18 protein-coding genes are annotated in these 26,037 nt (G+C 48.6%); 7 read left to right on the plus strand and 11 right to left on the minus strand.

The annotated features are described in order from the left end of the window. Positions 1 to 46 precede the first annotated feature (46 nt). Positions 47 to 982, minus strand: a complete 936-nt coding sequence (locus tag ACWXW9_RS25230) for a manganese-dependent inorganic pyrophosphatase (protein WP_494931659.1) — start codon at positions 980 to 982, stop codon at positions 47 to 49. A 359-nt stretch (positions 983 to 1,341) separates the two neighbouring features. Between ACWXW9_RS25230 and ACWXW9_RS25235 the strand changes: the two genes are divergently transcribed. Continuing rightward, positions 1,342 to 5,634: a S8 family serine peptidase gene (locus ACWXW9_RS25235; protein ID WP_494931660.1), complete on the plus strand. Its 4,293-nt coding sequence runs from the start codon at positions 1,342 to 1,344 to the stop codon at positions 5,632 to 5,634. Positions 5,635 to 5,694: 60 nt separating this feature from the next. Here the strand turns inward: ACWXW9_RS25235 and ACWXW9_RS25240 are convergent, their stop codons facing one another. Continuing rightward, positions 5,695 to 7,185: a sensor histidine kinase gene (locus ACWXW9_RS25240; RefSeq protein ID WP_494931661.1), complete on the minus strand. Its 1,491-nt coding sequence runs from the start codon at positions 7,183 to 7,185 to the stop codon at positions 5,695 to 5,697. Next, on the minus strand, positions 7,182 to 7,868 hold the full coding sequence (locus ACWXW9_RS25245) for a response regulator transcription factor (protein WP_192511729.1): 687 nt from the start codon (positions 7,866 to 7,868) through the stop codon (positions 7,182 to 7,184). Before ACWXW9_RS25245 ends, ACWXW9_RS25240 begins: the two co-directional genes overlap by 4 nt. A 290-nt stretch (positions 7,869 to 8,158) precedes the next feature. Here ACWXW9_RS25245 and ACWXW9_RS25250 point away from each other — a divergent pair, with 290 nt between their 5' ends. The 5 genes from ACWXW9_RS25250 (at position 8,159) to ACWXW9_RS25270 (ending at position 13,852) form a co-directional block, all read left to right on the plus strand. Further along, positions 8,159 to 10,444, plus strand: coding sequence for a glycosyltransferase family 39 protein (locus ACWXW9_RS25250; RefSeq protein WP_494931662.1), 2,286 nt, complete (start codon positions 8,159 to 8,161; stop codon positions 10,442 to 10,444). 17 nt (positions 10,445 to 10,461) lie between these two features. Next, positions 10,462 to 11,553 (plus strand): glycosyltransferase family 2 protein, encoded by a 1,092-nt coding sequence (locus ACWXW9_RS25255; RefSeq protein WP_404521647.1) that lies wholly within the window; start codon positions 10,462 to 10,464, stop codon positions 11,551 to 11,553. Positions 11,554 to 11,556: 3 nt separating this feature from the next. Further along, a complete protein-coding gene (locus tag ACWXW9_RS25260; RefSeq protein WP_494931663.1) occupies positions 11,557 to 11,979 on the plus strand; it encodes a GtrA family protein in 423 nt (140 codons plus the stop codon). Further along, positions 11,976 to 12,851 carry a UTP--glucose-1-phosphate uridylyltransferase GalU gene (gene galU, locus ACWXW9_RS25265; RefSeq protein ID WP_494931664.1) on the plus strand — a complete coding sequence of 292 codons (876 nt, stop codon included), beginning with the start codon at positions 11,976 to 11,978 and terminating at the stop codon, positions 12,849 to 12,851. The genes ACWXW9_RS25260 and galU overlap by 4 nt, the downstream gene beginning before the upstream one ends. Positions 12,852 to 13,024: 173 nt before the next feature. Then, a complete protein-coding gene (locus tag ACWXW9_RS25270) occupies positions 13,025 to 13,852 on the plus strand; it encodes a class I SAM-dependent methyltransferase (RefSeq protein ID WP_494931665.1) in 828 nt (275 codons plus the stop codon). A 170-nt stretch (positions 13,853 to 14,022) separates the two neighbouring features. Here ACWXW9_RS25270 and ACWXW9_RS25275 read toward each other — a convergent pair whose 3' ends face one another. From ACWXW9_RS25275 to ACWXW9_RS25295, 5 genes are all read right to left on the minus strand, one after another. Then, the gene (locus tag ACWXW9_RS25275; RefSeq protein WP_494931666.1) at positions 14,023 to 14,769 is read right to left on the minus strand and encodes a glycerophosphodiester phosphodiesterase; all 747 of its coding nucleotides are present in this window, start codon (positions 14,767 to 14,769) and stop codon (positions 14,023 to 14,025) included. An 88-nt stretch (positions 14,770 to 14,857) separates the two neighbouring features. Beyond that, positions 14,858 to 15,919 (minus strand): hypothetical protein, encoded by a 1,062-nt coding sequence (locus ACWXW9_RS25280; RefSeq protein ID WP_494931667.1) that lies wholly within the window; start codon positions 15,917 to 15,919, stop codon positions 14,858 to 14,860. A gap of 26 nt (positions 15,920 to 15,945) precedes the next feature. Continuing rightward, complete coding sequence (locus ACWXW9_RS25285) at positions 15,946 to 17,793, minus strand: HSP90 family protein (RefSeq protein ID WP_494931668.1); 1,848 nt, start codon at positions 17,791 to 17,793, stop codon at positions 15,946 to 15,948. 421 nt (positions 17,794 to 18,214) lie between these two features. Beyond that, positions 18,215 to 19,729, minus strand: coding sequence for an arabinosylfuranosidase ArfA (arfA, locus tag ACWXW9_RS25290; RefSeq protein WP_149095497.1), 1,515 nt, complete (start codon positions 19,727 to 19,729; stop codon positions 18,215 to 18,217). A 218-nt stretch (positions 19,730 to 19,947) separates the two neighbouring features. Then, positions 19,948 to 21,711, minus strand: coding sequence for a sulfatase family protein (locus ACWXW9_RS25295; RefSeq protein WP_494931669.1), 1,764 nt, complete (start codon positions 21,709 to 21,711; stop codon positions 19,948 to 19,950). A 135-nt stretch (positions 21,712 to 21,846) separates the two neighbouring features. Between ACWXW9_RS25295 and ACWXW9_RS25300 the strand changes: the two genes are divergently transcribed. Then, positions 21,847 to 22,716: an Rpn family recombination-promoting nuclease/putative transposase gene (locus tag ACWXW9_RS25300; protein ID WP_494931701.1), complete on the plus strand. Its 870-nt coding sequence runs from the start codon at positions 21,847 to 21,849 to the stop codon at positions 22,714 to 22,716. 91 nt (positions 22,717 to 22,807) lie between these two features. Here the strand turns inward: ACWXW9_RS25300 and ACWXW9_RS25305 are convergent, their stop codons facing one another. From ACWXW9_RS25305 to ACWXW9_RS25315, 3 genes are read right to left on the minus strand one after another with little or no spacing between them, the layout of a single operon-like run. Next, a complete protein-coding gene (locus ACWXW9_RS25305; protein ID WP_494931670.1) occupies positions 22,808 to 23,662 on the minus strand; it encodes a carbohydrate ABC transporter permease in 855 nt (284 codons plus the stop codon). A gap of 18 nt (positions 23,663 to 23,680) precedes the next feature. Then, positions 23,681 to 24,565: a carbohydrate ABC transporter permease gene (locus tag ACWXW9_RS25310; RefSeq protein ID WP_494931671.1), complete on the minus strand. Its 885-nt coding sequence runs from the start codon at positions 24,563 to 24,565 to the stop codon at positions 23,681 to 23,683. 36 nt (positions 24,566 to 24,601) lie between these two features. Further along, entirely contained in the window at positions 24,602 to 25,855 is a 1,254-nt protein-coding gene (locus ACWXW9_RS25315; RefSeq protein ID WP_494931672.1) for an extracellular solute-binding protein, read from the minus strand. Positions 25,856 to 26,037: the final 182 nt, after the last annotated feature.

Raw genomic sequence — 26,037 nt, forward strand, 5'->3', positions numbered from 1 at the left:
GTGCTGGATTCAGGTGGCTTCTTTTGTATTGTAGCCTGCTTCCGAATTACAGACTGTTAAAAGCGTCTGTCAATACAGGTACGATCTGCGATTTGCGGGATACGACACCTTTCAGAACGGCTTTGTTGTCGTCGAGCTGCACATTGTAGGCCTTTTCGACCGCTTGTGCTTGGCTTCCCAGCGCAATACCAATGGAATCACTGTTCACAATATCTGTTACGACGAACAGGAACAGGTCCAGGTTTTTAGCTGCAATTGTTTGGGACAGCGCTACTTCCAGCTCGGACTGACGGGACAGCACGTCGTTCACATCTACCGCGTTCACTTGCGCAATTTCCACTTTGCGTCCGTTCATCTGGAATTCCTTCGCATCCAGACTCACCAACTGCTCAATCGAGTGACCGCTCAGATCAGCTCCTGCTTTCAGCAGGTCAAAACCGTAGCTATCTGCATCCACACCAGCGATTTCAGCCAGTTCACGGGCAGCAGCTACGTCTTGGTCGGTGCAGGTTGGGGATTTGAACAACAGGGAATCGGAAATGATCGCGGACAGCATCAGACCTGCGATTTCTTTCGGAATCGCTATCCCGTTTTCCTTGTACAGCTTGTTCAAAATTGTGGCTGTGCAGCCTACAGGCTCAGCGCGGAAGTACAACGGCTGGCTTGTTTCAAAGTTAGCGATCCGGTGATGGTCGATGACTTCAGTTACACGCACTTTGTCAATGTCAACCGCGCTTTGCTGGCGTTCATTATGATCGACCAGAATGACGCTGTCTGTTTCCTCAGCAACCTGTTCAACCAGACGCGGCGCACTCACTTTGAAATAATCCAGTGCATACTGCGTTTCCCCGTTTACCTCGCCCAGACGAATCGGCTCCACGTCCGCACCCAATTTGGTTTTCAAGTCTGCATAAGCAATAGCTGAGCAAATCGTATCCGTATCCGGATTTTTATGCCCGAAAATCAATGTTTTTGCCAACATAATCGACTCCTTTGCACTAAGCATTTTACATTCATGAAATATCAACAATTCCAATGCAGATTATATCATTAAATCTCTTATTCTCCCATTCCCCTTTGAATGATTTCAAAAATAATCTATTAAATCCATAACATTCCCATGGAATATGTACGTGAAGTTAACCTTATTTTTTCTAAAAATTATAAAAACATATAGTAATATATCCCACTAACATGGTAAGATATTCCTCAAAACTGGCAAGTTAGTCACCAGTGGTCAATTCTATCATTTGAATCTTGAGGGAGGCGTGAGAACTTCGACAGTGGCTTCAAATCCTAGTATGTAGACAAATCATATTTTGATTGAAAAGAGGGAAATCTTTGAAAAAGCCGATCATTTTGAGAAAAATTCCTGTCGTAACACTCGCTCTTGCCTTGACGGTAAGCTTGTCTCTTCCATCTGTCAGTTCTGCTGCTACCGTAGACCTGCAAACCCGTTCATTTTTAGAAGCACAGGAAGCTTTGACTTCCGAAGCAACTCCGGCGTTCATTTCGCCAGAACTGAGTACCACTTCCTCCCAGCAGGTCAGAGTCATCGTACAGCTTGATGGTGAGCCACTAGCCGTGGATAAATATGCGGCACAGTCGGGCAATCAGACTTTCACAGCTCGATCCGAACAAAAAGCGGAATCCGCTATCGTCAATGAGCAAACAACGTTCGTGGATAGAGCGGCAGAGCACAGCATTCCCCTTCAAGTGAATTACCAGTACAACACGGTACTTAATGGCTTGGAGGTTACGCTGCCAGCTAACAAAATTCCGGAACTGGCTAAATTGCCAGGTGTAAAATCCATCCACGAAAACAAAACGTATTATTCCATCCCCGTACAGGACCCGCCAACACTCACCGCCAGCGAAGCAACGTATGATAACGCACCGCTGGATCAGATTGGCGTTCCTGAAGCCTGGGCCAAAGGTTTGACAGGCGAAGGGATTAAGGTCGGGGTTATTGATACCGGGATCGATTATGAGCATCCGGATTTGAAAGCAGCTTACAAGGGTGGATATGACTCTTTTGAGCAGGACAATGATCCTTACGAGGAGCCTTTCCTTGAAAAAGAGAATGACCCGTACGGCACAGGTTTTTCCGGAACAACTCACGGTACACACGTCTCCGGTACGATTGCTGGCCAGGCCGCTAATAAAACGGCAGATATTGTACAAAAGGGTATTGCCTATAAATCGGACTTATACGTATATAAAGTGCTTGGACGCAATACCAAAACCGGGCGTTCCTCCGGTTCCTCCGCACAGGTCATTGACGGTATTGAACGCGCTGTCAAGGATGGCATGAACGTGATTAACCTGTCCCTCGGCTCAGACTCCGAGAAGGACCCGAACTCCCCGGACTCCATTGCCATTAATAATGCGGTGCTTTCCGGTGTAGTTGCTGTCATTGCGAATGGTAATGCGGCACAAAACGGGAATTATTATTATTCGATGGGTTCCCCTGCATCATCCCAGTTGGCGATTTCTGTCGGTGCTGCCACTTCGCCGAGCAAAAGCTTCTCGGGCACAGCTTCAGTTACCCGCGACTCCTACTGGGAAGCGAATGGTGAATTGAAGAAAACAGTAACCGCTGATGCTTATGCACATTACGGGTTTAATCTGATGGGCTGGGGGACAGGCCAAGAGGATTTTGCTTCAATTCTGGGAACTGCCCCTTATGAACTGGTATATGCAAATTTGGGGCAGCCTGACGATTTTGAAGGAAAAGATGTAGCCGGAAAAATTGTCCTCGTGTCACGTGGAAGCCTGGCATTCGTGGATAAAATTGCAAATGCAAAAGAAAACGGCGCAAAAGCCGTAATCATTTTTAACGGGAGAGCAAAAACGACTGACATCACGCAGGCTGATTTGACAGACTCCATTCCGAGTCTAGATAGCTACGTAAACGCTAACCAGGGCGACAGCTTTGATTTTATTCCGACCTTTGATATGAAAGGTAAGGAAGGTCGCGCGCTGGCTAAACAACTCGTCGACAATGCCGGAGAAAAGTTCTCTGTCTCCTTCGGAGAGAAGTTTATTCGCACAGATAATGCAGGCAATACGATGGCTGGATTCAGCTCCCGTGGGCCGAACGGCGACGAGCTGCTTAGCATCAAGCCGGATGTGAGTGCACCAGGGGTCGGCATTTTGTCAACCTATCCTGCTTTCGCCAAGTTCTATCCGGATGCCTCTTATGATCATGCTTACAAACGTAGCAACGGAACCAGTATGGCTTCTCCGCATGTAGCCGGACTTGCTGTATTGCTGAAGCAGCAGCATCCAAACTGGACGCCGTTAGATATCCGTGCTGCTCTGGCGAACACGTCGGATACGCTTTACGATGAGGATCAAATCCAATATGACGTGTATTCCCAAGGTGCAGGACTTGTAAACATCGCCAATGCGATTCAGACACCAGCCCTGCTGGAAACTGTTGAACAGATCACGATTCTCGATAAGAACTTCAATCGGCAGGAGGTCGTGAACTACAATCCTTCCGCCAGCTTCGGGGTGTTAAAACCAGGCAGTGATGCGAAGCAAATACAATTGCAGCTTAAAAATTTGTCCGCAAACAGCGTACAGTATGAAGCCAGCTACATTTTGCATGATCATGTAACTTCTGATCCTGCCAAGCCCGTTACCACGCCTGACGTGAGCAATATCGCTGTTCAGTTGCAAGGTGTTGGCACGAAGGGGGCAATTTCCGCAGAAGCGGGTAAATCCCAACCGTTCTTCCTGTCCGTACAGCCAAGCTCAAGTGCAGCTACAGGCGTGTATGAGGGAGAAGTCATCCTGAAAAGCGCCGGACTACCTACCTTGCATCTGCCGTTCGTCGTTCATGTTGGCAAGGAAAATCCGCCTACAGGCTTCGGCTTGCAGGATCTGAGTATAACCAACCCGATTATTTACCCGAATCGTAAAGGTGCCCAACGCTCAACAGATCTTGCCTTCCGCCTGACCACGGATAAAACAAACCAAATTGCTCTCTATGTATATGGCATAGATGATAAATTAATTGGTCTTATTAATGGAATTACGACTCCTAGGGAGCAAGGAGTTAACGCCCGTCTCAAGCAAGGCGCATACTCCTTCAAGGACATTGACGGAAGCTATGTCGAATACGATGCTAACGGAAAACCTGTTCTGGATGCCAGCGGTCAGCCTGTTATTCAGCATTTGAAGGACGGTGTGTATAAGCTGGAGGTTAATTCGCCGGAACTGAATGCGAAAGGCGAAGTCGTGACCAATACTGACGGCCCTATATTTTTCAGCGCTATGAAGGCCATTCGCGTCGACAATAGTACCGCTTCCGGCAGCAGTAGCGGTGGCGGAAGTGGTGGAGGTGGCGGCAGAAGTAATACTACACCTTCCGCTTCAACCACCACATCCACCCCTGTCGCTACATCTGCACCTTCACTTCAATCCGTAGTGAAGCAAGGACAGGCGGTAAAAGCAGTAGCTACAACTGTCTCGGTGAATAATAACGTGCAATCACTGGCTGTAACCGATGCAGATTTGCAGGCTGCTGTGACGGCAGCAGGCTCCAGCCCAACAGCCATTGTCCTGTCAGCCAGCAGCCAAGCAGGTCAAACGACCAAAGCAGCGCTGACTTCCGCCCAACTGACAACGCTGGACAAGGCTCCGGCAGGAAGCAGCCTGATAGTGAGCAACACTGGAGCTTCCCTGGCTTTGCCGATATCTGCTCTGAAAAATGCTCCCGCCGGTGCAGGCATTGAAGTGGTAATCAGCAGCCAGGCACAGGAAAGCAACACATTTACGAGCAAGCTGAAAGGGTCGACTGTGATTGGCACCCCTGTAGGGTTTGAAGCTAATGTTGTCACTGGCGGCAAGAGCGAACCGCTTAAGGTTGCGCCAGGACAGTCCATTAGTCGCTCCTTTACCGTACCTGGCCAAATTGAGCCGAATACAGTCGGTGTTCTCTATACAGCAAACGGAAATGTCTACCCGGTTCCATCCGTCTTTACCAAGCAGGCAGATGGATCAACAGTCGTTAAGGTAAGCCGTCCGGGCTTCTCGACGTATGCAGCGGCGACTCGTCCCGTTAGCTTTGAAGATATTTCATCGTCGTATGCTCAATCCGAGATTCAGTCGCTTGCGAACAAGCTGCTGATCAACGGCACCACAGACACGGCCTTCTCACCGAAGAAGAACGTGACACGTGCGGAATTTGCAGCCCTGGTAACCCGGGCTCTTGGCTTGACACCGGGTACTGCCGCACCATTCGGCGATATTCCAGCAGGTAGCTGGTATTCTGGCGATGTGGCAGCTGCTTATGAGGCCGGATTGATCACAGGTCGCAGCGGCGAGAAGTTCGATCCGAACGCTAACATCAGTCGGCAGGAAATTGCTGTCGTGCTGAGCAAGGCAGTAGACCTGCTCCAGATCAAAGCGTCTGCCGATGGCCCTGCGCGCACACCGTATCATGATGCTTCATCCTTTGCAGGCTATGCCAAGGATAGCATTGAAAAAGTGAGCGCAGCAGGCATTATCAACGGAGCAACCATCAAGGGCTCCTCCTACTTCCAGCCAGATGCACCTACAACGCGTGAAGCATCTGCCAAGGTGCTGCACGTTCTTTTACAAAAGGCTGCATTGATTAACTAACCCAAAAGCCTCCCGAGCCGCGTTATAGACAACGTCACGGTTCGGGAGGCTGCTTTTATGTTATACCGTCCCCGCTAACGGCAGCGTAACCTTGAATATACTACCTTCTCCCTGCGTACTTGCAGCGGTGATTTTCCCGCCGTGTGCTTCCACAATGGACTGTGTAATCGCCAGACCAAGACCAGCTCCGCCCGAGCTGCGTGTACGTGACTCATCTCCACGGTAAAAGCGTTCAAAAATCCGCTCCAACTGCTTTTTGCTCATACCTGGCCCGTTATCACGAATCTGAATATCCGCCAGCTTTTTCCCGGCAGACAAGTTTACATGGATCACACCTCTTTCCATATCCGTATGCTGAACAGCATTATGGAACAGGTTGAGCATGACCTGCTTGATTTTATCCCCTTCCGCCAGCACTCTCACACCCGCCGTCATATCAAAAATCACTCTTCGTTTACCCGCCAGCATCAGAAGCTGCGGCTTCATTTCCAGCAGCAACGCATCCAGCGACATATCTTCCAGCTTCAGCTCCGGCGTCCGGTCCAGCTTAGCCAGCAACAGTAAATCGGAGACAAGCTTGTTCATCCGTTTGGATTCTCCATACATACTCTCCAGTGCAGATTGAAGCTGCTTTGGATTAGATGCGGCTCCACGAAGCAGCACCTCCAAGAACCCGTGAATCGAAGTGAGCGGGGTGCGCAATTCATGGGAAGCATCCGCAATAAACCGTCTCATCTGCATCTGTAACTCGCGCTCGGCAGCAAATGAATGCTCCAGCCGTTCCAGCATCCCGTTAAAGGATACCGCCAAGCGGTCCACCTCATACTGCCCCTGCTTTGCGTCAAAGCGCTCGGCCAGATTGCCCGCATCAATGCGTTTGACCGCCTCAACCATCCTCGAAAGGGGCACCAATGTGCGCCGCAGCACCGGAAGCATGAGCGCCAGACCAATTGCGAGCGCAATCAGAGATAACAAAATGAAGGTACGTAACTGGTTAATCAGCTGCTCTTGCATGGAAGTTGTGGATACACCCATTTGAAGCAATCCATTCGAATGGTCAGGCGGACCGAGCGGACGGAATACGACCAGTTGCTCGTTCCCTTGGGCATCCGTGAGCAATTGATACCCATAACGCATGTGCTTGTTTTGCTGCATCGAAATATACTGCTGAGTGGTGAACCTCGGCGGCGTAAGTCCATTTTCGTTAGAGAGGCTCGTAAAGGTTCCAGCTGTATCTATAGAAGCAAGCGACATATCCGGCCAAAACAGAAACGGCCTCGGTCGGTTATCCTTCCGATTGGTTCCTTCTTTGGGGATGGAGCTTCCGCTCTTCTCCTGCGAATCTTTAATCAATAAATCGGCAGGAATTGAGCCTAACTGCGTACCCATCGCATCCGCCCGACTGCGATACAGAAAATCTTTCATCAGGAAATATTGTAAAAATCCGATCAAGACGAGCAGTAGCGCCAAAATAAGTAACGTCCTGGCCAAAAGCTGGGAGCGGAGAGAACGGAGCGCAGTTCTCCTCCGGCTTTTCCCCCTCGCCTTCATAGCAAGTCCACCCGGTACCCAACACCGCGTAGCGTACGAATGACCCGATGCTCCTTATCTTTGAGCTTTTCACGCAAGGAGCGGATATACACCTCGACAATATTATCCTCGCCCCCAAAATCGTACCCCCATACTCGATCCAGGATGCGACTTTTACTAAGAACAATCCCGTTATTCAATACTAGAAATTTCAATAGTTCATATTCGGTAGGTGACAGTTCCAGCACCTGATTTTGGTAGCGAATTTCCTTGCGGCGATCATCCACCTGAAAGGGTCCGTGAACCACTTCTCCAAGCAGATCGGGAAACTGATTCCGCAGACGCGCTTCAATGCGAGCCAACAGTTCATTAAAACTGAAGGGCTTCACGATGTAATCGTCCGCGCCGATTTTCAATCCCTTCACCCGATCATCTACATCATCCTTGGCCGTCAGCATAATGACCGCGATGTTATCCTCCGTCTCCTTGAGACTCTGGCATACCTCAAATCCGTTCATTTCAGGCATCATGACATCCAATACCGCAACATGAGGACGAAACTCTCTCGCTAAATCCAACGCATCACTGCCGTTCTCGGCTGTTTTGACCTCATATCCTTCATTAATCAGCCCAAGCTCCAAAAATTGCAAAATGTGCGGCTCATCGTCCGCCAGCATAATTTTAACTCCGTGTATCGGATTCATCGGTTATCTTTCCTTTCATGACACCACTTTTTTTCTTAATAAAAGCTCGGTACATCTTCGCCTGTATCTAATATACCTGAATATTTACGTAAAAAAAGCATTCATATCCAGCTTTCAGCTAACATTCAGGGAGCGCTCATAACCATTTCAGCTACGTCAGGCATGATAATAGCAAGCCGGTAGTTCACCGGGCCCAAGATCGGAAGTGGCTGATCATTCCGCAGTCCTGAAGATAGCGGCTGGAACAAACGGAATAAATACAAAGAATTTTCACAGGGAGTGGAATGTACATGATTAAGAAATGGTTTAAGAGCAGGGCGGACGTCCCCCTAATCATCATCATGCTAATATCCGCGATTTTGAACGGATACAACATCTGGCAAGACAAATATGTTAACACCTATTACACGACGGCCGTAGCGAGCATGCTACAGAGCTTTCACAACTTCTTCTTCGTATCACTCGATTCGGCAGGGTCGGTAACGGTAGACAAACCGCCTGTGGTGTTCTGGATTCAAACGGTCAGCGCCTACATTTTCGGACTTCACGGCTGGAGCATTATCCTGCCACAAGCGCTGGCCCAAGTCGGATCGGTACTTCTCATTTACCTGCTCGTCAAGCCGAGCTTCGGTACGATAGCTGCTCGATTGGCTGCCTTCGCAATGGCAACCACACCGGTAGCAGTCGCCGTCAGCCGCACAAACAACATTGACGCGATGCTGGTTTTCACACTGCTGCTCGCAACATGGTTGCTGTTCAGAGGGATTAGAAACCACAAATGGGGGCCGATCCTCTGGGCTTTCGCAGTCGTAGGTATCGCCTTTAACGAAAAAATGCTTCAAGCCTATATGGTTGTTCCCGCTTTGGGACTCTTCTACCTGCTGGGCTCCAAGTTTAACTGGAAGCGAAAAGCGATAACACTGGCAGCATCGGCAGTCGTGCTCATGGCTGTGTCGCTCTCCTGGGCAGTCGTGGTGGACTCCACTCCGGCAGACCAACGCCCTTATATGGGAAGCAGTGGTACGAACTCCGTGTTGAATCTGGCCTTTGGCTACAACGGCCTGTCCCGTCTGACAGGAGATCAAGGAACAGGCGGCGGCGCTGGTGGCGGTCAACGCTCGGAACGGAGACAAAACGCTTCAACCAACAGCGATACCAGTTCGACTCAAGCACAAACAGCTACAACATCGGATAGCACTGCAACAATAGGCGGCAACGGTGCTGGTGGTCAAATGCCACCAGGCGGATTCGGCGGTAACGGTCCTGGCGGTCCTGGCGGTAATTCCGGCGGCGGCATGTTCGGCACTGGCGAAAAGGGACCTCTACGGTTGTTCCAATCTGCACTGTCAGGTCAAGCCAGCTGGTTGCTTCCATTCGCATTGATTGCTTCGATCGGCCTGCTTGCAAGCATTCGACGTCGTAATATCACGCAAAAACACAAAGAGGTCGTCTTCTGGCTGGCCTGGCTGATTCCCGTAGCTGCATTTTTCAGCGTAGCAGGTTTCTTCCATCATTATTACCTGATTATGCTCGCACCACCAATTGCAGCACTCTTCGGAGCCGGATTCGTGGAATTGTGGGAGCAATATCGTGAGCGTTCCGGCTGGCTCTCCTGGCTGTTACCCGCAGCGGTACTGGCAACCTCGGTATTTGGCTGGTTCGTCCTGCAAAATTACAACGACACCATCGGCAGTGGCTGGTCCATCGCCGTATTGATCCTCGGTATCATCGGCACGGCGCTACTGGTAGTAGCACGATTGAAATCTGAGAAGTTAACGAGATATGCCATTATTGCAAGCCTACTCGCTATGTTCATCGGCCCTGTATACTGGGCATTGACACCAATCACCTACGGGGGGAACAGCATGATCCCGCAAGCCGGACCGACACAATTTGGCGGCGGTGGTGGTGGCGGAATGCCAGGTGGTAACGGTGGGAACAGAGGCCAGAGCAACAATGGACAACAAGCTGAAGGAACTCAGACGAATAACCAAACCAACAATGCAGAGCAATCCAGCTCTGATGGTAATACTTCAAGCACAGGAACGAGCACAGACACTGAACAAAGATCTTCTTCCCGCTCCAGAGGAATGGGTGGTCCGAACAGCAGTCAAAGCTTGGACAGCAAAACACTGAGCTATCTGCAAAAGAATAACACGGGTGAAACCTATCTTTTCGCGGCAAGCAATTATTCAACGGCTGCTCCTTATCTGATCGAAGCCGGACAAAAAGTGATCATTATGAACGGCTTTGTATCTTCTGATCCGGTGTATACCGTCGATAAGATCAAGGCGCTGGTAGAAAGCGGTCAAGTGAAGTACTTCATGATCTCTGGTGGAGGCGGCGGTGGACCAGACAGCGGTAACTCCGAAGTCACAGCATGGATCAAGGAACACGGCAAAGTGATTCCTACAGATGAATGGAAAACAACAACTGGCGAAACCAGTACCAATGCTGAAGCATCCAACAGCGGAAGCGACACCACGAACAGCAACTCGAACGCTCAGGATGGTCAAGGTGGACCTGGCGGAGATGAACGTGGCGGAAGCGGTACATTATACGAGATCACATTATAAATGAGGAGGAACTACTAATGAGTGAACAAATCCGTTATTCCATAGTTATTCCGATGTACAACGAGGAAGCCGTCATTACCGAAACCTATCGGCGGCTGAAACAAGTGATGGGCTCGATGGGCGAGCCCTACGAGCTGATATTCGTAAATGACGGCAGTTCGGACCGAAGCGTCCAGTTAATCAAGGAATTCAGTCTCAGAGACGATACCATTGTACTGATTGATTTCTCCCGTAATTTCGGTCATCAGCTAGCGATTACCGCCGGGATGGATTATGCGGTGGGAGAGGCGGTCGTCGTTATTGACGCCGACCTCCAGGACCCGCCGGAGCTGATCGTAGAGATGGCCAACAAGTGGAAGGAAGGCTATGAGGTAGTCTACGCCAAGCGATTGAAACGCAATGGCGAAACTCGCTTCAAAAAGTGGTCTGCCAGCCTCTTCTACCGTGTACTGAAAGCATCAACAGATATTAATATCCCGGTAGATACCGGCGATTTCCGCCTGATGGACCGCAAGGTAATAGACGAATTGAAACGGCTTCCGGAAAATAACCGGTTTGTCCGCGGGCTCGTCAGCTGGATCGGCTTCAAGCAGACGGCTGTTGAATATGAGCGCGATGAGCGGCTCGCTGGTGAAACCAAGTATCCACTGAAACGCATGATCAAGCTCAGCCTGGACGGAATCACATCCTTTTCCATTAAACCGCTCAAGCTGGCAGGTTATATCGGGGCACTCCTGTCCATGTCCGGCTTCCTGTATCTGATGTACGTATTGTTTCTCAACTTTTTCACCGATTCCTATGTCATGAAGGGCTGGTCATCCATGATTAGCATCAGCCTGATCTTTGACGGAGTGATCCTGATCATTCTCGGTATCATGGGTGAATATGTTGGACGGATTTATGACGAAACCAAAGCTCGCCCGCTCTACATTGTCCGTGAACATCTGGGTGGACAATACGAAAACGGCCCTACCCATGCCATGAAGGCCCCTGAACAACGTGAATCCCTGTACATGCAAGGTTCCCGTGACAGCCTGATATCCGCCAGCCGCACAGTACGCGGCAACAGCGCAGTATATACCGGACCTAAATCCGGTCACGGAGCATAACCTATGAAAAGCCGCATGGCCCAGCTACTCCCTATGATCCGTTTTGGCATGGTAGGACTGGTGAATACGGGCGTAGATTATATCATTTTCATGCTGCTGGCTTGGGCCGGAGTTCCGGTTGTGTTGTCGCAGATCATTTCATATAGCTGCGGCACAGCCAACAGTTACATTTTGAACAGCAAATGGACATTCAACAAACAACCAGCACCCGATACTCATAAACGTCAATTGCCTAAATTTATCGTTATCAACCTGATCGTATTGGGACTGATCTCCTTATTATTACAAATGCTTCACAGTGGAACCGAGCTACCGCTTGCCGTATGCAAGCTGATCGCCACCGCAGCCGGAATGATTATCAACTATATCGGGAGCCGATACTGGGTATTCGGTTCCCCATCTCGAAAGGAAAGTGAATCTCTATGAGAAAAATTACAAAAGCCGTTATTCCAGCCGCTGGATTAGGAACTCGTTTTTTACCTGCTACGAAAGCTTTACCTAAAGAGATGCTTCCGATTGTCGACAAGCCAGCTATTCAATATATTGTCGAAGAAGCCATCAAATCCGGGATTGAAAGCATCATTATCGTGACTGGACGTAATAAAAAAGCCATCGAGGATCATTTCGACAAGTCCGTGGAATTGGAACAAGTGCTGGAGAGCAAAGGCAAGTATGATCTTCTGCGCGAGGTTCAAAGCATCGGGGGCAAAGCGGTCATTCACTATATCCGCCAAAAAGAACCCCTCGGTTTGGGACATGCGGTACGTTGTGCCCGTCAGTTTATTGGGGATGAGCCATTCGCTGTGTTGCTGGGTGATGATATTATGAATTCCTCCACTCCGGCGATTCGCCAAATGATGGATGTCTACGAAGCGACTGGCAAGCAAGTGGTCGGCGTACGCACAGTGGAAGAACAGGATGTAAGTAAATACGGCATTATTGACTCTATCCATCAGAACGGTCTTATTCACGAAGTTGGCGGACTTGTTGAAAAACCATCTCCTGCGGAAGCCCCTTCACGGCAGGCAGTCATTGGGAGGTATGTATTGGAGCCTTCTATTTTCTCGATATTGGAGAATCTGTCCACGGGTACGGGCGGCGAATATCAACTGACTGACGCCCTTCATCAGGTAGCATTGCAAAATCAACTGCTGGCGCTTGAGCTGGAAGGCACGCGATACGACATTGGAGATAAGGCCGGATATCTGGAAGCTGTGCTTCACATGGGTATGCAACGTGAGGATCTTCGTCCAATGCTTGACTCCATGATGCGCGAGTGGGCGCTGGCTTCCCGATAAAATAGGCACACAAGATTCACCTATCCCCTCCTCCTGTGCATATTCTGATATCCAATCCATGTTGTGGAACCACGAGAGTGGAAGGATAAACACATAAACCTGTACAATGTAAAAGTACAGTACCATCGGAATATGCTCGGCTGTCCGCCGAAATCAGGGAGGAAGAAGTCCATATGATACCTGAGGGGAATTTGCAAAGTAATGTAGACCGTTTCAACGGCTTTGCCGATGACTACGACCAACACCGTCCGGAAGCACCGTCGCTCGTTGTCGAGATCATTACCCGCTATCTGGAACGAAAAGTGGAGCTTGTGGCCGATATTGGCTGTGGAACAGGGCTTTCGACTTTTATTTGGAAAGACGTGGCCCGGCAGATAGTCGGCATCGAGCCCAACCCGGACATGAGAGGAAAAGCGCAGCGCAAGCTGGAGACAGCAGGAGCGACAACGGCAGGCACCATCTCCTTCAAAAGCGGGTTCTCCAACAACCTGCCCTTTGAGGATCGTACTGTAGACGTCATCACCTGTTCTCAATCCTTTCACTGGATGGACCCCGACAGCACGCTCAGGGAAGCGGGCAGAGTTTTGGCTCAGGGCGGGGTATTCGCCGCCTTTGACTGCGATTGGCCTCCTGTGCTGCAATGGGAGATAGACCAAGCTTATGTACAGCTGATCGCCAAAGCAGATGAGATTCTGAATCGGGAAGCACCTGTAGAGCAGCAAGCCCATAAATGGAGCAAGGAGCAGCATTTGCCTAATCTACAGCGCAGCGGACAATTCCGTTATACCCGGGAAATTGTCTTTCATAACCGTGAGCAGTGTGACGCAGCTCGTTATATAGGGCTTGTTCTTAGTCAAGGCGGTATACAAACGCTATTCAAACTCGGCAATCGGGCGCTTGATGAAGATTTGGCCTGCTTTGTGAAGCTCGTAGAGGACCATTTTCAGGACAGAACCTTGGATATCTTGTTCAGCTATCGTATGCGGCTTGGCATCAAATAGAAAGGAAACAGATTATCGTGATGATATGTTCTTCTGCTCAAGCCAAAAAAGACTCTCCTTCGCCTCGTAAAAACGAGTGCGTACAGGAGAGTCTTTTGGCTTCAAAAAAATAGCCACACTCATGTCCCTGCGAATCTTAGTCGCAGTTCCGTGGTATCTTCGGCGTCGGCTTAGGAAGAGCGGACAGCCAATAGAGATGCCAAGCGATCAGGGTAGTCCGTGATGATGCCGCTCACCCCCGCCTCCAGCAGCCGCTTCATTTCTTCCGGCTCATTCACTGTCCACGGGTGATAGACTACACCTGCTGCCAGTGCCTCAGATACTCCCTCCGGTGTGACGGAATGCTTGTAGGCATGCAGTGCTGTAACCCCGAATCGACTTGCATACTCCGCCGGGCGAACCATAATCTCGATATACAGCGCTCCCGTCCTGATCTCAGGAGCAAGCTGCGCACAGAGCGCCAGTGATTCATGATTGAAGCTGGAGATAATCACCCGCTCCTCTAAACCGAAACGCCGTACAGCGGCAATCACCTCTTCCTCCATACCGGGATAGAGGTAAATGCTATTTTTCAATTCCAGATTAATGATTGCATCCGAAGCCTGCGCCAGCTCCAGCAGTTCATCCAGCAACGGCACCCGCTCACCCCGGAATTTCTCATCAAACCAGCCGCCTGCATCTAACCCATTCAGTTCTTCGAGCGTAATATCGCGTACATCCAGCGAGGAGCCTGTCGTGCGTTCCAGTGATTCATCGTGAATCAGCACCAGATTTCCATCCCGGGTACGCTGCACATCCGTTTCGATACCTGTTGCTCCTAGCTCCAGTGCGTGGCGGAACGCCGCCATCGTATTTTCAGGGCATACACCCGAAGCACCGCGATGTGCAAAATTAATAACTTTCTCAGTTACAGTCACTACAAAACCCCTCCTGTCATTTCACAGGAACATTATACCTGCTCATTGTTTGGGCTGTATAAAATATTCGTTACTGGTGCGTCTTCTTCTACGCGGTTTGAACAATTTTCCCGATCCAATCGGTATAAAACGTATTCCCGTTCCGTCGATCAAATGCTGCTGCCGCCGACTCTGCCAGTGGTCTGAAATACGCAATAATTTCTGTCAGCGTACGCTCCTCTTTGCCCCACTCCAAAGAAGCAGGCAGCCGGATCAATCTACTATCACCCGAAGCATCGAGCTTTTGCAGCAGACCTACCATTGCCGCGTAAAAATACATTTGTTCCAGCCCGCTCTCATAATCCAGCGCCATATGCAAATGACGCTCTACCACTTCAATTCCCTTAACCGGGTCCGCAACCGCCAAATACTCGATATGCTCCGCTATGGTTTTCAGAAAATCACGGTCATCCCGAACCAGGCGATATCCATTACGATGATGTTCCTTCGCCTTGTCTGCTTCCCCTTGACGGTAAAGCGGCAATAGCACCTGGGAGAGCGTCACATGCGGTACTTCCGCGCATGTCATCCGTCCCGACAAAATCGGTTTGGCCACGGCAAGCGCCTGCTCGTCCTCTCCGGTCAAATAGTAAAACCGAACGATCTGGCTCTGCTCGCAGGCTTCGCAATCACTCATGCTATCCCGTTCAATCGTACGAAAGGTATCCAGATACTGGCGTGCTTCATCCAGTCTCCCCATATCCATCGCGATACGGAACTTATAGTAGTGATATGGACGCTCATTATACCCGTATTCGGCATAACGTTTGCGCATATCCTCCACAAGATCCTCCACCTGGGTTTTCGGTATATTGGGAAAGCTGCACACCTTGCCGAGAATCCATTTGTAAGTCCACAGCAACTCTTGCTCATCATATTCGTCGGGGTTTTGATCAAATTGACCCAATTGCCACGAAAAAGCGATCAGCGCCTTCAACGGATATCCATTAAAAATAGCACAGTCCACAATCTCTCCCCGGACTTCGTAGCCGAGTTCCTTCAATCCGGAAGCATCTGCCAAGCGGGCCGCTTCCTCCAAAATCGCCAGCTTGGCCGCCCCACCGGGCAGATCCTGAGCCTGTTCCATCAAATCATATATCGTATCTTCCATTTGGCTATCCTCCTGTAAATACGCAATTACGTATTTTGTCCGTTCCCTAATCCCCAATTGATAAAATGCAGCACGCTCCGATTCATCAGCCCCAACTCATTGCGATTCATCGGATAATGGCCCATCATAAGTGCGTTCACATACATCATTTCCGTTGCAGCCGTAATCATCTGTGTATCGGTAGCTTCAAAAATACGCGCCACCACCGGATTGTTCAGATTAAAATATAAGGTCGAGTAGCCCGCATTCTGCTGGACCCCCGCTCTCAGACTATCGAGTACATTGGAAAAAAGCGCGGTTGTTTCCTCGACAGTGTTTTCCATCGAGCGCAAGGTTAACGCATCCTGCGAAATGGTATACAGCACAGGCAAACTCGCAGGCTCAAAACGCTTCAACTCCGTACGGCAGCGCATCGGTTGCAAAGCAGCATCCATCACACGTAGCACGCTGTAATACTGCTCACGTTCTTCCTGCGTCAGTCCGGTAAACGACATGGATACATCCTCGGGACTAAGCCGCTCGGTTTGCAGAGCAGGGTCGATCCAATGCAGCTTTTCCAAAATTTCCGTATCGTAAATATAGCCGCCGTTGATCACCAGCATGGATTGTGCCGCCGCCACATGGGTAATCTGGCGATACTCATCAACCGTCGATGTGTAATGGAGCGGACGCCCGCCCGCCTCGCGGATCAATTCACTCAGCTCACGCCGCCCAAACGTGCTTTCAAAGGAAAACCAGCGGTGCATAATCCGCAGAAATTCAGCATCCTCTACTGCGAGCGCCTTCATGGAAAGCTCATGCAAACGAATCCAGTGCTGCAAGCGGTCCGGCTCATACTCCGCCATGCGTAGCAGTTCTTGCCGAATACAGGTTCCCAATTCAGAGCGAACCCCGTCAAGCTGCTCATTTTCATAAAAATACTCACGTGATGCCGTCGGCTGCAATTCATCTGTCCAGATCAGGCTTTTAATGAAAAAAGCCCACTCCGGCAATACATTTTCCGCTTTGTCGGACACCAGCATATGCTTCAGATACACTCGATGCAGCCGCTTGCTGTTCAGATTAATGCTGCGCGGCAAAATGAACGCAATTCCGCCTGTTTTGCCCGATGCCGTTCGCAATGGAATAAAATCGCCAAAGCGCTCTCCCATCAGGCGATAGCCCAAGTCCAGCACCTCACCGCGACGACTGCGCAATTGTTCCGGGTCCTGCATCCAACGGGTAGATGGAAGATTGACGCGCTTGGTCTCCCCGTCTACAGACAGCATGACCGGATATGGCAGCAACGCCCCATAATAAAATAGAGACTCCTCCACCTGCGCTGGCTCATAATAAAACTCGCTCCCCGGCTTGCAGCGCAAATAAATTTGCGTCCCTACAGGCAGTTCCGTCTCCAATCGACGGATCGTATACGTTCCGTCCGGCTTCCCTCTCCATTCCATGGAAACGCCTTCCTTCACCGAGCGGGTCAGCACCACAATTTCATCGCTCACCATAAAGCAAGACAGCAAACCGATCCCAAATCGTCCGATAAATGATGTCTCCGAGGCCAGCAAATCCGTCCCCTTCTTGGAGGACTGGCCGATGATCGACAGAAAGCGGTGAATATCCTCTTCCGTCAGTCCAATGCCGTTATCCTGAATCATCAAAACCTGCTGCTCACCGGAACCGGACAACTCCACGGTCACTTTACCTTCAAAACTTTTACTTTCAGCAGCAGTCTCCCCTGGCTCCTTGCGAGCCGTAATTGCGTCTGTTGCATTTTGCAGTACCTCACGTATAAACACGCGTGGACTGCTATATAAATGATTGGCCAAAATATCAATCATACCGCCCAGGTTCACCTGAAAACGATATTCGTCCGTTTGACTCATACAGATCATTCCTTTCTGGAAATGCTACGATAATCCTTCGCTTTTGAATAAACCATCATGTAAATTATAACGTGGATTACAGACGGATTGCACACCCTGCATTTCAGATATCAATACGTTGACAACGCTATAACAGGGTCTTTTTTCACCTTGGATGATCGGAACTGGGTCTAATTAACTTCATAAAGATGTATGTAATATGAGAGTATAGTTAATAAGCATCATCTTCGCTTAGTTAAATTTAGTAATTAAAATAATATTTATTTAAAAATGAGCCTGCTTTTGTATCCCTATAAGTGCTGAGGGACAAATGGCTCATTTTATACAAAAAGCCCACATTGCTGCTCCTGTATACCCATACAGGAGAGAATGCGGGCTTTTTGCAGGTACAGCCGGGGCTGTACCTTTTGCAAAAAAAGGATTAATGAGACTTGGCGAGACGGATTACGTTCCACGAGGCTTTGCCTAAATGAGCTTTGACGATGCCATCGTCGAGCTTGGCATTACCGCCGTTGTGAGGCGTAACCTTTTCTCCTGCCGGGCTGTTGGTCGCTTTGAGATCGTCATGTTCCAGCACCGTATGCTCCACAATACGATAGCCTTCGAAGCTACGCACATCCACTGTCAGCTCCAGCGACTCGGACAAGTGGCGGTTTACTGCAAAGACGGTCAGAGCGTCTCCCTCTTCATCATAGACCACAGCGCTATCCAGATAAGGAATGTCTGTGAAATCCTTGGAATCGTATTTTTCCGAGTCTACTACCGGCATCAACGATACACCGCGGCCATAACGGGATGCATGCAGATACGGATAGAAAATAGTCTGTTTCCACGCTTTTCCGTTATTTTCAGTCATGATTGGCGCAATAACGTTGACCAATTGGGCAAGGCAAGCCATTTTCACACGGTCAGCATGACGCAGGAACGTAATGAGCATGCTGCCCACCAGCAGCGCATCCTCGAAGTTGTAAATATCCTCAAGCTGCGGCGGCGCCACAGACCACGGATCAATTTTGCTGTCCGCATCGTTGGAGTGGTACCACACATTCCATTCGTCGAAGCTGAGCATCATTTTTTTCTTGCTGCGTTTCTTTGCTTTGATATAGTCACAGGTCGAAATAACCGTATGAATAAAATGATCCATATCCATGGAGCGTGCCAAATAATTGGCCGTATCATTGTCGTGGTTGCCATAGTATTGATGCAGAGAAATATAGTCGGCTACCTCATAGGTATGATCCAGCGTCGTTGCTTCCCACTCAGGGAATGTCGGCATTGTCGAACTGGAACTACCGCAGGTTACAAGCTCAATGTCAGGGTCAATCAGCTTCATCGCTTTTGCGGACTCTACCGCGAGACGGCCATACTCTTCCGCTGTCTTGTGTCCGATCTGCCACGGGCCATCCATTTCGTTGCCGAGACACCAGGTTTTAATCTTGTGCGGTTGCTCAACACCGTGACTGCGACGCAGATCACTCCAGTAGGAGCCGCCCGGATGGTTGCAATATTCCACCAGATTACGTGCCGCATCAATACCGCGTGTACCCAGGTTAACCGCCATCATAACCTCTGAGCCGATATCTTTTGCCCATTTGAAAAATTCGTTCGTACCCACTTCGTTCGGCTCGACCGTTCTCCACGCCAGCTCTAGCTGTCTAGGCCTGGACGCGACAGGGCCAACTCCGTCTTCCCAATTGTAACCGGACACAAAGTTACCTCCCGGATAGCGTATAATAGGAACATCAAGCTGCTTCACCAGCTCTTTTACATCATTACGGAAACCGCTTTCATCACTGGTTGAATGAGTAGGTTCATAAATACCGCCATATACAGCACGCCCCAGATGCTCTACAAAAGAACCATAAATGCGTTTATCGACTTCAGCAATACGGAAAGACTTGTCTACAATCATCTTTGCTTTTATAGCTGCTGCCATCCAAACCATCCTCCCTGAATACGAAAATGTTGTCTGCTTCACATAAGGATTACGAAATCGTGGTTGTTCACAATCCGACTATACCATAAAAAAAGAATTATAGTCAATAATAATATTAAATACTTAATATAAATATTAATCATATAACGGTGAATCCCCCCTTTTTTTAGAAACCAATCTTTTTTCGATGACCCGGAAGGGGGTAAAACGCTTGTTTTTCACCACATGCCTGATTGAGCGGGATATAAACATTTTTGTTTACGTTGTTCCTCCAGTACATGCATCATCCGTTGTTGAACGCTTCTGGTTTGCTGCGTTGCAAATGCGGGATGAGCAAGGTTACATGTTTCCAAAGGGTCGTGGGTTAGGTTATACAATTCAAATTCGTCACGATCCGGTTGCGTTTTGGCCTGGGTAACCCAGTGAGAGTACTGCCTGCATGTATGCTCACCCACGGGGCGCATAGTAACATCCTTCTCCCCCGGTTGACTCCAGAATGAAGTACTGTCAAAATAGCGGGTAAACTTCCACAACTCCTTTACACCCTCTCTTTGCAGGGTCGTAATGACAGTCTCAATATGATTGGGCTGAACAACAGACGGATATGCCTCTCCCAGTACATTGATCTGCCGCTGTCCTCGGGTCACATCATCGTCGGTCATAAAATAAACGGGCTGGTCAGCTATCTCCCCGTGGTTCTGTCCGCGAATAACAGGGGTAAGATCACGTCCGACCAAGGGACGGGCTTCGCTGAAGCTGTTTTGCAGGCGGCTCTGGATCGCAGTAATATCAACATTCGCTAGTCCAAGCATGGTAGGCAGGAGATCCACGTGGTTTGTCAGGGTATGTTCGCTTTTATATTGAGGAAACAGATGTTGGTTATGAATGACCAAAGGCACATGCACAATCTCTTCATAGGCACAGTAAAATTTTTGATGAAGATTGCCGTGGGCGCCTAGCAGGTCTCCATGATCAGATGTAAAAATCACAATGGTATTATCGTAAAAAGAAGAACGAGTCAGTGCTTCAAATACCTTCAGCATCTGACGGTCTGCATTTTTTTGCAACTGGTAGTACAGCTTGCGGTAAAAGGGCTGATCTATAATGGGCTGGAGCGCTCTAGGGTAAATATCTCGATAGCTTGCCTGACAGCGCGGCTTTGTAGCCAGCCATTCGTTGATGGTCGGAGGAGGAGTGACATCTGGCATCGATTCCACCTCAAATCGAAACATGGGCAACCGCGCAGTAATAGCACCATATAAAACAATATCATGCGGATTCACAAATGAGGCTACGACTAACCAGGGCTTTGCTTGGTTGTCATGTTCTTTCCGGCGATCAAGCGCTTCGATCAGATCAACGGTTTCCGCAGCATATACCTCGTCTCTCCCACTTAAACCAAAAGCGGCAGAGGAAGCGGAATTTCGCGGATTTTTCCCATGAGGCTCCGGACCGATCCACCCGGAAAAGCCGAAGTTGTCCAAGCGGTCAGCTCGATCATATATGTCTTCCCATGTTCTGTCGGGTACACCCGTCAGAGGATGATAGCTAGGGAGGGCTTTGTGCGTGCCCGGGATGATAATATCCTCATCGGATATATGCCATTTTCCTTTATAATACGTTTGGTATCCGGCTGCGCGAAAATAATCTCCCATCGTAGGCACTGTGTTTCTATCCAGCCAGAACATATCGGAGTCGAATGCTCCCTTGGCCACCCCATCTGTCTGAGTGACGCCATGAAGTGACGGGTAATGGCCGGTAAACAAGGTTGTCCTGCTGGGGCTACATGCAGCACTTCCAATATAATGCCTGTGAAACTCCAGCCCGTGAGACCTCAAGAGTCCTTGCGTAACCAGATTTTGTCTGCTCCATTCTTTGATTTCCGGGTTTTCATAAACCGCAGGATACCGTTCCTCATCCACAAGGAGTATCAGAAAATTAGGTTTTTCAAAGGGTCGGGGTGAAAATGAGCTATCATTCATGTAAACACATCCTAGGTTGGTTTTTACCCTAAGATTATGTTGTGAAGCCCCAAAACAGTATCATTCGGAAAAGAAGTTCAGACATTCTGATATCTTAAAAAAGATGATATAATTAATACTAAACGGGAGCTGGTCATCATGGAGTTGCTTGATCCACGAGTAGACTTTGTGTTTAAAAGGATTTTCGGTAGTGAGAATAATAAAGACGTTTTGCTGGCGTTTCTCAATCGTATATTCATGGAAGCTGGAGAAGCTCAATTAACCGAAATTATTTTAATGAATCCCTATACAGATAAGGACGATCCGCTCGACAAGCAGTCTATTTTTGATGTCTATGCCAAGACCGCAGAGGGCAAGCTAATTGATATCGAAATGCAGCTTTTCAACAAATACGATATTGAGAAGCGGACGTTGTTCTATTGGAGTAAGCGATATGCGGGACAGCTTCATGAGGGCGAAAAATACCAGGAACTAAAAAAATGTGTGACCATTAACATCCTCAACTATTCTTTTTTACCTAACGATGAATACCACAATGTATTCCATTTACGTGAGGACCGCACAGGGATATCACTTATTGATGATATTGAAGTACACTTTTTGGAACTGCTGAAGCTGGATGAGCAAACCGCATCCTTCGAAGAAGGAGGGCTTGTCAACTGGCTGTTGTTTCTCAAAGGCGCAGATCCATCCAAATGGGAGGTTTTAAAAATGAACGAACCAGGATTGGAAAAAGCCATGGACACGCTGCAATTCTTAAGTCAGGATTCAGAAGCAAGACGTCTGTATGAAGCCCGGCAGAAATACCTGCACGATGAAGCTTCCATGATCGATAGAGCAGAATCTATCGGTATGGCGAAAGGATTGGAAAAAGGATTAACCCAAGGTAAAGAAGATGAGAAAAAGAATATCGCCAAAAATATGCTTTCCATGGGTATGGACATAGCTACCATTGCAAAGGCTACCGGATTAACTGAACAAGAAATTAAGTCCATTCAAGTATAAAAATAAAACAACAAAACGGCGGAGTTCCTCGGTATTAAACCAAGAAACTCCGCCGTTGCTATGTGTAGCTTATAACCCATCGCCACAACTACTACTTAATACCCGAAATCGTATAATTCTCGATAATATACTTCTGGAAAACAATGAATATGATCATGATCGGTACGACCATGAAGGTTGAGCCTGCCATCTGGAGCGCGAACTGGCTCTCATTTTGGCCTTTGAGCAACGACAGTCCCACGGACAACGTATACAGCTTCTCATCGTTCGCAATAATGAGCGGCCACAGGAAGCTGTTCCAACCGCCGATAAAGGTCAGAATGGCCTGTACTGCCAAAATCGGTGTTGAGATAGGCAGTACGATTTGCAGGAAAGTACGAAACTCCCCTGCACCATCAAGGCGCGTTGCCTCCAGCAGTTCTTCCGGAATATCGGACATGAACTGTCGAAACAGGAAGATGGCGAAGGCACCTACCAAGCCAGGAAGTACAATCCCCATCATGGTGTTGGTTAATCCCATCTGGTTCAAAATCAAATACACAGGAATCATCGTCACCTGCCCCGGAACCATCATCGTGGCCAGCACCAAATAGAACAGGAAACCTTTACCTTTAAATTTGAATTTGGCAAAGCCATAGCCTGCCATGGCGTTCAGGAATAATCCGAAAAAGGAAGCTAATACAATCACTAGCGTATTGGTCAGATAGGTGCCAAAAGCCATGCTATCAAATAGTATTTTAAAATTGTCCAATGTGAAATGCTGCGGCCAGATGGTCGGAGGAATTTTGGTTACCTCGCTCTCCGTCTTAAAGGAGGATAAAATCATCCACGCAAAAGGCAGCACCATCAACAGACCTCCCACGGTCAGGAGAATCGCCACGAACCATTGAAATGTTTTTTCACTATTGCGCGAATTGGCGCGGGCTTGCTGAACAGCTGTTTTCACGTTCATCACCTCTCTCTATCAGGACTCCGTTTTATTTTGCAAACGGAACTGAATTAGCGTCACCGCGATGATCGCAAAGAACAGAATGAATGATCCCGCCGCGGCATAACCGAATTTACTAAATTGGAAACCATTATTGTAAATGAACAGAGATGCTGTTAGCGTGCCGTCAAGCGGTTTCCCTTTGGTCATGACGAACGGTTCCTCGAAAAATTGCAGCCAGCCGATCATCGTCGTAATGGACACGAAGAAAATAGCGTAGCGGAGCTGCGGAAGGGTAATATAACGAATTTGTTGCCATGTATTGGCCCCGTCAAGCTGAGCCGCCTCATAGTAAGAACCCGGAATCCCTTTAATGGCAGCAATGAAAATAATCATATTTAAGCCTATTCCCCGCCAAACAGCCAATAAAATAAGCGAAATTTTTGCCATCGTAGGATCGGTCAGCCATGGAACAGGACCCAGATTCGTCATGCCCAGTACATAGTTGAAAAGCCCGAGGGTCGGATTATACAAATAACTCCAGACCACCGCTACCGCCACCACGTTCGTTACGGACGGCAGATAGAACACCACGCGGAAAACTTTGAAAGCACGTGATTTCCCCATGTTAATCAGGATTGCAATGCTGAGTGAAAACAGTAGCACTAAAGGAACCCCGATGATGACGAAAAATAGAGTGTTCCCAATGGACTTTAGAAAAGAAGGGTCTATTAGCACATTCTTGTAATTTTCCAGTCCTATAAATCGAATATTATCATAATTGACTAGTCCTGACAGATCCATATTTGTGAAGCTGATCACGAGTGCCAGTAAAATCGGCAACAATGAAAACAGCGTCAGCAGAATGATGGAGGGACCGATAAACAAGTATGGCGCAAGCTTCTGCGAGCTTCCTTTCATGCCTTCACTCCCTTTGACAATGACGGATACGGATCATTATTTTTTCATAATACTTGCAGCTTGCTGGTTAAAATCATCCATTTCCTTCTGTGCGTCGGCTTGACCACGGTAAATGCGTTCGAAGCTCTTGATGAATTGCTGAGAAACCTCTTCCCATGCTGCCAGTTGCGGTAATGCTGCGGAATGATCGAGCTGTTTACGAATCGTTTGAAGCATCGGATCATTCTTCAGTTTTGCATCTTCCCATGGCTTGGTAGCGGCAGGCAAGGTACTGGACAGCTCCATCCATTTCAACTGCGTTTCCGGTTTACTCATGTACGCCAGGAATTTGGCCGATTCCTCCGGGTGCTTGCTAAACTGCATAATCGAAAGGTTCGACCCGCCCAAAACAGACAGGTTGTTTACTTTGCCAGGAAGCTCGGCTATATTCCATTTCCCATCCAGCTCAGGTGCCTTGCTCTTGATTTCTCTAATCATGTAAGGACCGCTGATAAACATAGGAACGATACCATCACCTTGCAATCCCTGAACGGAATCTATCCCAAGATCGAGAGCATTGGAGCCATTTTGGAAAAAGGTGTTCAAATACTTCACAGCTTCTACAAACGGTGGCTGGTTGAACAGCGGATTGCCCTGCTCATCGACCAGCTTGGAGCCGTTCTGAAGAGCGAACATAAAGCCCAGAGACTGCTCTTTCGCATTAATGGCAATACCATACTTCCCTTTGCCACGCGCTGCCAGCTTTTGAGCAGCGTCAGAAAGTTCTTCCCACGTTTTAGGTGCTTCATTATATCCAACTTGCTTCAATAGATCTGAACGGTAGAATAAAATTTTCGTTTCGGTATACCAAGGAACGCCTACAGGTTTTCCCTCAAATTTTGCCGTATCCACAGCACCCGGGAAGAAATTCTTCGATTCCAGCTCAGGATATTTGCTGATATAAGGGGTGATGTCCGTCAATGCACCCGCAGACGCAAGTTCCGGAACCCATGATGTACCCAACTGAACCACATCCGGACCGGATTTGGAAGCAACTGCTGTCAGTAGCTTATCGTGAGCGTTATCCCAAGGCAGTGCCTGCACATCTACATGAATATCAGGATTTTCCTTTTCAAAATCCTTTGCAATCTCAGGCAGCAGCTTTCCTTCCGCCCCCATACCCCATAGGGTAATCGTCGTTTTTCCATTCGCATCCTTGCCGGATGATTCATCCTTGGACGAACAGCCTGCCAACGCGCCCCCCAGTAATAATGTGCTTGCCAAAATGATCCCTAACGTTCTTTTCATCATAGAAATTCCTCCCGAGATGACCGGCTTACCGATCATGCAAATATGATAGCGGATTCAATCACACACGTTAAAGCATACAGTGCTTAAAGCCAATTAAAACCTGCTTTTATAGAAAATATGTGGAAAGCCTAAGGACCATACTCATCAATAGAAACGTTTCGATAGTCATTATAAAACAAATT

It is taken from the genome of Paenibacillus sp. LT-B23, from assembly GCF_059417685.1.